We start from the raw sequence: 7,102 nt of genomic DNA on the forward strand, positions 1-7,102 counted from the left end.
ATTGACCCACGCCAGCAATATTCTTCGTGCCATGCAGATATAAAGTATATAATTTTTATAGACTATCTATTGGCCCCGCGGTTATAAATTGACCGCACATTCGTTTTCGATCCGGCCGAAGCCGGCAACGAATGGAACCGATAGACAAAGGGTAGGCGGCAATGACAACCTTGAATGAATATCTCGGGCAGAAGCGGGCGGCTCTGCTGAACCGGCGTGCACGCGTGAAATCTGAGGAGCTGGGCGCGGTCACTTTAAAGGCCAGCGCGAGTGCTGAGGGTCGCAGTGGCGTGCGTCGGATCAGAATTCGGGATTTTCAGGTTATTTCCGATAGCCCGCCCGATTTCGCCGGCTACAATTTGGGTCCCTCATCACCGGAGCTGCTGCTTGGCGCACTTTCGAGCTGCCTGACGCATACCTATTTGATCCACGCTTCCGATCAGCGCGTGCCGCTCGAATCCCTCCACGCGGAAGTCTCCGCCACGATCGATGCACGCGGCGGTGCCGAAGGGCATGAAAACGTGCCGGTCTATCCCCAGGATATAAGTTATCTGGTGACGCTGGTATCTCCCGCGAGCGCCGAAGACATTGCCCGGCTGCGGTCGACCGTGGAGAGGCTGTGCCCAATCCTCAATCTCCTGAAACGCGGAAACGAAGTGCGTGGGCAAGTCGACCATCAACAGCCAGGTCGCTCTACGGCAGGCTCCGAACTTTGATGACGGTCCCAAGCACTGCCGGATAAAGCGCAGCTCTCCGATTTTGCGCTGTCGCGACGCCGTCTGCTGTTAGTAGCCCGTGGCACCCTCAATAGGAGGCGATCAAGTTCGTCCCGAAATCAGGCTGCACGCCGAGCATGGGGGCTGCTTGCTTGATGATGTCGCGCACCATCGGTGCTGCGGTGTTGGTGGCGAAGGTGAGGTTATGTTCGCCGGTCAGCGGCTGGTCCACGAAAGCGAGCACCACATATTTCGGATGATCGATCGGGAAGGCGCCAAGGAAGGAGTTGAAGCTCAGCTTGTGGGAATAGACGCCGTGGATGACCTTGTTCGCGGTGCCTGTCTTGCCGCCGACATGATAGCCGGGGACGTTGGCAGGCTTGCCGGAACCTTCCTGGCCGTTCAGCTTGAACAGGGAGCGGATGATGTCGCTTGTCGCCGGTTTGACAATCGGAGTTTCGACCTTCTCGGCTTCCTCGCGCGTTCGCGGCAGGAAGGTCGGCTCGATCAGCTCGCCGCCATCCATCAGTGCCGCGCCGGCGACCGCAGTCTGCAGCGGCGTGGTGGCGACGCCATGGCCGAAGGAGATCGTGATCGAATTGATCTTCTTCCAGACGTGGGGCTGGGTGGGCATTTTCACTTCCGGCAATTCGGTCTTCAGTTTGGTCAAAAGGCCAAAGCGGGTGAGATAGGCCTTCTGGTTTTCCATGCCCACACGATCCATCAGCTTGGCAGTGCCGATGTTCGATGAATAGCGGAAGATTTCCGGCACCGTCAGCCACCTGCGCGGCACGTCACGGTCGTCATGAATGATGAAGCCGCCATAGTGCAGCGGCGCGGAAGCATCGAAAGTATCGCTCGTCTTGACCGCGCCAACATCGAAGGCCATCGCCATCGAGAAGGTCTTGAATGTCGAGCCCATTTCGAAGGTGCCATTCGACATGCGGTTGAGCCAGCCGTCGCTGCCGGTTGCCTGCGGGTCGTTCGGGTCGAAATCGGGGGCCGAGGCCATGGCGAGCACTTCGCCGGTGTGGATATCCAGCACCACGGCACCGGCCGCCTTGCCCTTGTAGAGATCGAGCGCACTGCTGACGACGTCGTGCACGACGTTCTGAACGCGCAGATCGACCGAAAGTTTGACCGGCTGCAGCGTATCCTGGCTCGTCAGGCCCGTGGAATCGAGATCAGACAGGCCCTGCATGTCGAGATATTTTTCCATTCCAGCCACGCCGTGGTTGTCGATATCGACATAGCCGAGAATATGGGCGGCGGTGCGTCCGCCGGGATAGAAGCGCTTGACCTCCGGCCGGAAGCCGATCGCCGGAATGCCGAGAGCCAGAATTTCGCTTTGCTGCTTCGGCGTCAGCTGGCGGCGCAGCCAAGCGAAGTGCGAGCGGTGGTCGGCGAGCTTCTTATAGAGGGATTTGCGGTCGATATCAGGAAAAACCGTGGCTATCTTTTCGACCGCTTCGTCGGCGTCGACGACGCGGTTCGGCTCGGCAAACATCGAGACCGTACGGATGTCTGTCGCCAGGAGCTCGCCGTTTCTGTCGACGATATCGGGGCGGGCGGCAGTCACGCGTTCGGGCGGGATCGATGACGTGTCGTCCCTCGGCGCCATGCCGAATAAAGTCAGTCTGGCGAAGATCACGGCATAGACCGCGATCAATCCACCACTGAGCATCACGATGCGGGCTTTTGCAAGCTTGCTATGCCCTGTGGCCTGGACGGGACGGCGTCCGCGCGATCCCGGACCGAAGGAGAGCCTCACGAGGCGGCCGCTATTTGCGCTTAGAGCATGAATGATCGACATTATCGACTTATTCGCAAGAGCTGGAAAAGCGGACGCGCCTTTCAATCAAAGATTTATAAGGCAAATATGGTTAACAAGACCCTAATACTAAGGGGCCTTGGCAGCGATCCCAAAGGCTCCGGTCGTCATTTGCCTGATTTCGCCAAACGACGTCCAGCTAGGCGGCGACCAATCTGTTCTGCGTAGAAGATTGGGCTGGATCAAAAGGAAGCGTGAGAGCGAACAAGAGTGCGCGATCAATCGCCGTGGGCAATAGCGCAGGCTCATAGCCCACATGCCTTCGTTTCTTTCGTAAAAAGCGCCAACCAAGGTCCGCTGTGGAACAGGCTCATCAGCAGATACATCGGCACCATTCCACCCAGCATCGAGCTGCCTTGCGCGGAACAGATCATGTCGGCCGCCGCATCGTGGGCTGTCAGCAATGCCATAGCGGCGAAGGTCGGTGATGCGGCCAGCTGAAGCCAGCGTCTGGAAGTCGCCGACCGAAGGAGGCCGGCGGCGCGTGCGCCGGCCCTTTCTTGAGTTTCGGACAGTCTGGACATCAGAGCGCTCCGTAGCGGTCATGATGGCGCCACCAGACGCCGGTCTCGTTGCGGCCGAGCGGCGCCCGGTCGAGCCACTGATACATGCCCCAAAGGCCGTCCAGTCCGCGGGCATAAGACGAATAGGTGTGATAGATCACGCCGTCCTGCATCGCGAAGGCGCTCACACCTGGCCGATCACGCGTGTAGGTCGCGACATCCGTCCCCGTCATTGATGCCATCAGTTCGACCGGGCCTTCGCTGCCGCGCAGCTCCCATTGCTGCACCGTCTTGCCCGCCTGAGCTTCGGGCATCGGCGGCTCGCGACGGTAATTATATTCGATGCCGCCGTCGCGCTGCTCCTCCGGGGTGAACCAGACATTGAAATCGTGGTTGAAGTCGCTGTTTGCCGACGAGGCCCAGTCGAAGGTCCAGCCCATGCGCTGCTTGAATTCGCGCAGCTTCCCGAATTCCGCCCGAGACACGGCGGAAAAGGCGACGTCGTGGTTTTCGAGGTGGACGGCAATGCCGTTGAAACCGTCCGCAATCGACGAGCAGGACGGGCATCCGGCGATATAATCCGGCCCGAACATGAAGTGATAGACGAGAAGCTGCGAGCGTCCCTTGAAGAGCGCCGAGAGCGGGACCACGCCCTGCTCGGTCTCAAGCCGATAGTCCTTCTCCACCTTGACCCAAGGCAATTGCTGACGGTGCGCGGCGATTTCGTCGCTGCGTCTCGTCAGCTCTTTTTCCTGCTCCAGCAGGGAAAGCCTCGCCGAAAGCCACTCATTGCGTGTTCCTGTTTTATGCATCGTCATGGTTCATCTCCTTGATTTGCTGGATCTGCCACTGCCGGCACAGCGTCTTGCCTGCCGATGGGGAATAACTTACGGCTGAAGTCCCGAGGGGTGGGAGTTACAAGTGTGACGGGATTTCGATGGACTCGCTGATCGTCGCTGCCGCACAGGCGCTTGCTGCCGGGGACGCGCTCGGAGCCATGAAGCGCGTGGCTTTGCGCGACGATGCGCCTGCGCTGGCGCTGCGCGGCATTGCCATGGCTCAGCTGGGGGACCTTGATCGAGCCAAGGCGCTGCTGAAGAGTGCCGCACGTGCCTTTAGTCCGCGTGAGACCGTCGCCCGCGCTCGCTGTATCGTTGCCCAGGCAGAGATTGCCCTTGTCTCGCGTGATCTCGGATGGCCGGAAAAGGCGCTGGAGACGGCGCGCGCCGTCCTCGATAAACACGGCGATCGTATCAATGCGGCCCATGCCCGCAATCTGCAGATACGCCGCCTTCTGCTTGTCGGCCATCTCGACGAGGCCGAGCGGTTGCTTGCAAAGCTCGATCCCTCGCCGTTGCCGCCGGCTGCAAGAGCAAGCCATGAGCTTGCGGTCGCCGGCATCGCCATCCGCCGCCTGCGCACGGAACTGGCGCGTGCCGCGCTGGCCCGGGCAACTGAAGCCGCGCGGAGGGCCGATATCGCCGCGCTCGATGTCGAAGTGCGCAATGCCACGCGGGCGCTTGATGCGCCAGCGGCTCGGCTGATCGCGGGCGGCACTGAACGCCTGCTGTCGCTGGGTGAAGTCGAGGCCTTGCTATCCTCCGGCACGCTGGTCGTCGATGCCTGCCGCAATGTCGTGCGTCGTGGTAGTGAGGTCCTGTCGCTGGCGAGCCGGCCGGTGCTGTTCGTGCTGGCGCGCGTCCTTGCCGAGGCTGCGCCGGCGGATGCGCCGCGTACCCTTTTGCTTTCCCGCGCGTTCCGCGCCCGCCATGCCGACGAATCCCATAGGGCACGGCTCAGAGTCGAGATTGGAAGGTTGCGCGCTGCATTGGAGACATTCGCCGACATCGACGCGACGCCGCAAGGCTTCGTACTCACGCTGCGCGGGAAAGGTGATATTGTAGTGCTGGCGCCGCCCATGGAGACCGAGCATGCTTTTCTGCTCGCCTTGCTGGCGGACGGCGAGGCCTGGTCGAGTTCGGCACTGGCGATCGCGCTCGCAACAAGCCCGCGGACGGTGCAGCGAGCGCTCGACGCTCTTGCCGCGGCCGGCAAAGTGCAGAGTGTCGGCAATGGCCGTGCCCGCCGCTGGATGATGCCGCCTGTCGTCGGCTTCCCGACAACATTGTTACTCCCGGGCCCGCTGCCGAGCGACTAGGGTCGGAGCCATCAAGTTCAACAGATGCTGACTGGAGGATGGTTGCAATGAAAAAGTCTCAAGCTGAGATCATTCGCGAATATGGTCCGTTTGAAAACGCGCCCCGTGTGAACGGAGTTACCTTCGACGGCAGGCATGTCTGGTTCGCCTCCGGCGAAAAGCTGCATGCCCTCGATCCTGAGAGCGGCGTTGAAGTGCGGTCGATCGATGTGGAATCACATGCGGGCACGGCTTTCGACGGGCGCTATCTCTATCAGATCGCCGAGGACCGGATCCATAAGGTCGATCCTGAGACCGGAAAGGTGCTGTCGACCATTCCAGCGCCCGGCAACGGCGGCGATTCGGGTCTTGCCTGGTGCGAAGGGAGCCTGTGGGTCGGGCAGCATCGCGGTCGCAAGATCCATGAGATCGACCCCGAGACCGGTGCTATCCGCCGCACCATCGAATCCAACCGCATCGTCACCGGTGTCACATGGGTCGACGGCGAGCTGTGGCACGGAACCTGGGAGGGCGACGAAAGCGACATTCGCCGTATCGATCCAGTGACGGGCGAGGTGCTGGAGCGGTTGGAAATGCCCGAGGGCGCTGGCGTTTCGGGCCTCGAATCCGACGGAAGGGATCGGTTCTTCGCCGGCAGCGGCGGCGGCGGCAAAGTGCGGGCGATCCGCCGGCCGCGTTGAAGACTACTCAGCGATCCTTTCGGTTGCCAGCCCATATCGGGGGTAGCTCTTGCTGCCCCCGATATGGCGTTTTGAGGTCGACAATTGCAATTTGCGCCGAAGATAACAGCCGCTACACATGGCGTGCTGCAAAGCTGTACAGCAGTGTTCAGAGCGCCGTTGATTTACTAGGCATGCCCCTTTATTTCTCACGCTGAAAGAAGAGGTCAGCTAGCCATGGATAATGAAACAAGCCTGCGGAACGAGCGCAAGCGCGGCTCCGGCGTGAAGGTGGTCTACGATATCTTGCGTGACGAGATTCTGCACCTGGAATTGCCGCCGGGCAGCCCTATCGATGAGGTGCAGCTCTCCGAGCGCTTCGGCATGTCGCGCACGCCGATCCGCGAAGCGCTGGTACGGCTTGCCGGCGAGGGGCTGATCGATACGCTGCCCAACCGCTCGACCATGGTGTCGCAGATCGATTTCCTCAACATGCATAGTTATTTCGACGCGCTGGTGTTGATGTATCGCGTCACGACGCAGCTTGCGGCGAAATATCATCGGCCGGAGGATCTCGAGATCGTGCGTGCACGCCAGGCGGAATTTGCCGCTGCCGTCGAGGCGCAGGATGCGCTTGCAATGATCTCCACCAACGCCGAATTGCATCTTGCGATCGCCGAAGCTGGTCGCAACCCGTATTTCACAGGTCTTTTCAGCCGCCTGCTCAACGAGGGCCGGCGCATCCTTCGTCTCTATTACCAATCCTACAATGATCGTTTGCCGCGCCGTTTCGTCGAGGAGCATGACGAGATGATCGCCGCCATTGCCGCGCGCGATACTGAGCTCGCGGAGCGCCTGGCACGCTTGCATGCGGAACAGATCGTGGCGCAGGTTCAGAAGCTGCTGGTGCGCGGGGATCGGCTGGATGTGAAGCTCTGAACCTTTGGGGCCGCGACGTCGTGAAGTCGCATTGTCCCATTATCTGCATATTTCTTGTCGACAAATTGAATACAAAGATGTATGGATGCTGAGACAGGGTGACGTGCGGCCGGGAATGCGGCTGGACATCGTTGCCGATGCACTTGCAGCCAAGAGGATAGACAGATGACATCCAGCATTTTCTCCGGCGTGATCCCGGCCCTGATGACCCCGTGCAAGGCCGATCGCAGCCCCGATTTCGATGCCCTGGTCAAGAAGGGCAAGGAACTGATCGCCGCGGGCATGTCGGCGGTGGT

General features: G+C 60.6%; 7 protein-coding genes and 1 pseudogene. 5 read left to right on the top strand and 3 right to left on the bottom strand.

Features of this window, described 5'->3' with window-relative positions; genetic code table 11:
* Positions 1–161 precede the first annotated feature (161 nt).
* A complete protein-coding gene (locus QD409_RS27950; protein WP_430764207.1) occupies positions 162–716 on the top strand; it encodes an OsmC family protein in 555 nt (184 codons plus the stop codon).
* Positions 717–804: 88 nt separating this feature from the next.
* Here the strand turns inward: QD409_RS27950 and QD409_RS27955 are convergent, their stop codons facing one another.
* The 3 genes from QD409_RS27955 to QD409_RS27965 all read right to left on the bottom strand — a co-directional run bounded on the left by QD409_RS27955 (position 805) and on the right by QD409_RS27965 (position 3,868).
* Positions 805–2,529, bottom strand: coding sequence for a peptidoglycan D,D-transpeptidase FtsI family protein (locus tag QD409_RS27955; RefSeq protein WP_092846041.1), 1,725 nt, complete (start codon positions 2,527–2,529; stop codon positions 805–807).
* Positions 2,530–2,792: 263 nt separating this feature from the next.
* Positions 2,793–3,071 carry a hypothetical protein gene (locus QD409_RS27960; RefSeq protein ID WP_092846039.1) on the bottom strand — a complete coding sequence of 93 codons (279 nt, stop codon included), beginning with the start codon at positions 3,069–3,071 and terminating at the stop codon, positions 2,793–2,795.
* Positions 3,071–3,868 (bottom strand): DUF899 domain-containing protein, encoded by a 798-nt coding sequence (locus QD409_RS27965; protein ID WP_430764208.1) that lies wholly within the window; start codon positions 3,866–3,868, stop codon positions 3,071–3,073. The genes QD409_RS27960 and QD409_RS27965 overlap by 1 nt, the downstream gene beginning before the upstream one ends.
* A gap of 119 nt (positions 3,869–3,987) precedes the next feature.
* Between QD409_RS27965 and QD409_RS27970 the strand changes: the two genes are divergently transcribed.
* The 4 genes and pseudogenes from QD409_RS27970 to QD409_RS27985 all read left to right on the top strand — a co-directional run.
* The gene (locus QD409_RS27970) at positions 3,988–5,208 is read left to right on the top strand and encodes a helix-turn-helix domain-containing protein (protein WP_430764209.1); all 1,221 of its coding nucleotides are present in this window, start codon (positions 3,988–3,990) and stop codon (positions 5,206–5,208) included.
* A 47-nt stretch (positions 5,209–5,255) separates the two neighbouring features.
* Entirely contained in the window at positions 5,256–5,888 is a 633-nt protein-coding gene (locus QD409_RS27975; protein ID WP_092846036.1) for a Vgb family protein, read from the top strand.
* Between the two features lie 216 nt (positions 5,889–6,104).
* Positions 6,105–6,806: a GntR family transcriptional regulator gene (locus QD409_RS27980; RefSeq protein WP_092846034.1), complete on the top strand. Its 702-nt coding sequence runs from the start codon at positions 6,105–6,107 to the stop codon at positions 6,804–6,806.
* 165 nt (positions 6,807–6,971) lie between these two features.
* A pseudogene (locus QD409_RS27985) lies at positions 6,972–7,102 on the top strand (dihydrodipicolinate synthase family protein); the annotation flags it as partial.

It is taken from the genome of Rhizobium sp. BR 315, from assembly GCF_050577975.1.
Lineage (GTDB): Bacteria > Pseudomonadota > Alphaproteobacteria > Rhizobiales > Rhizobiaceae > Rhizobium > Rhizobium miluonense.

What these genes read in the sequence shown, in the direction of transcription:
- QD409_RS27950 (WP_430764207.1), top strand. Translation starts at nt 162, where the DNA reads ATGACAACCTTGAATGAATATCTCGGGCAGAAGCGGGCGGCTCTGCTG.
- QD409_RS27955 (WP_092846041.1), bottom strand. Translation starts at nt 2,529, where the DNA reads ATGTCGATCATTCATGCTCTAAGCGCAAATAGCGGCCGCCTCGTGAGG.
- QD409_RS27960 (WP_092846039.1), bottom strand. Translation starts at nt 3,071, where the DNA reads ATGTCCAGACTGTCCGAAACTCAAGAAAGGGCCGGCGCACGCGCCGCC.
- QD409_RS27965 (WP_430764208.1), bottom strand. Translation starts at nt 3,868, where the DNA reads ATGACGATGCATAAAACAGGAACACGCAATGAGTGGCTTTCGGCGAGG.
- QD409_RS27970 (WP_430764209.1), top strand. Translation starts at nt 3,988, where the DNA reads ATGGACTCGCTGATCGTCGCTGCCGCACAGGCGCTTGCTGCCGGGGAC.
- QD409_RS27975 (WP_092846036.1), top strand. Translation starts at nt 5,256, where the DNA reads ATGAAAAAGTCTCAAGCTGAGATCATTCGCGAATATGGTCCGTTTGAA.
- QD409_RS27980 (WP_092846034.1), top strand. Translation starts at nt 6,105, where the DNA reads ATGGATAATGAAACAAGCCTGCGGAACGAGCGCAAGCGCGGCTCCGGC.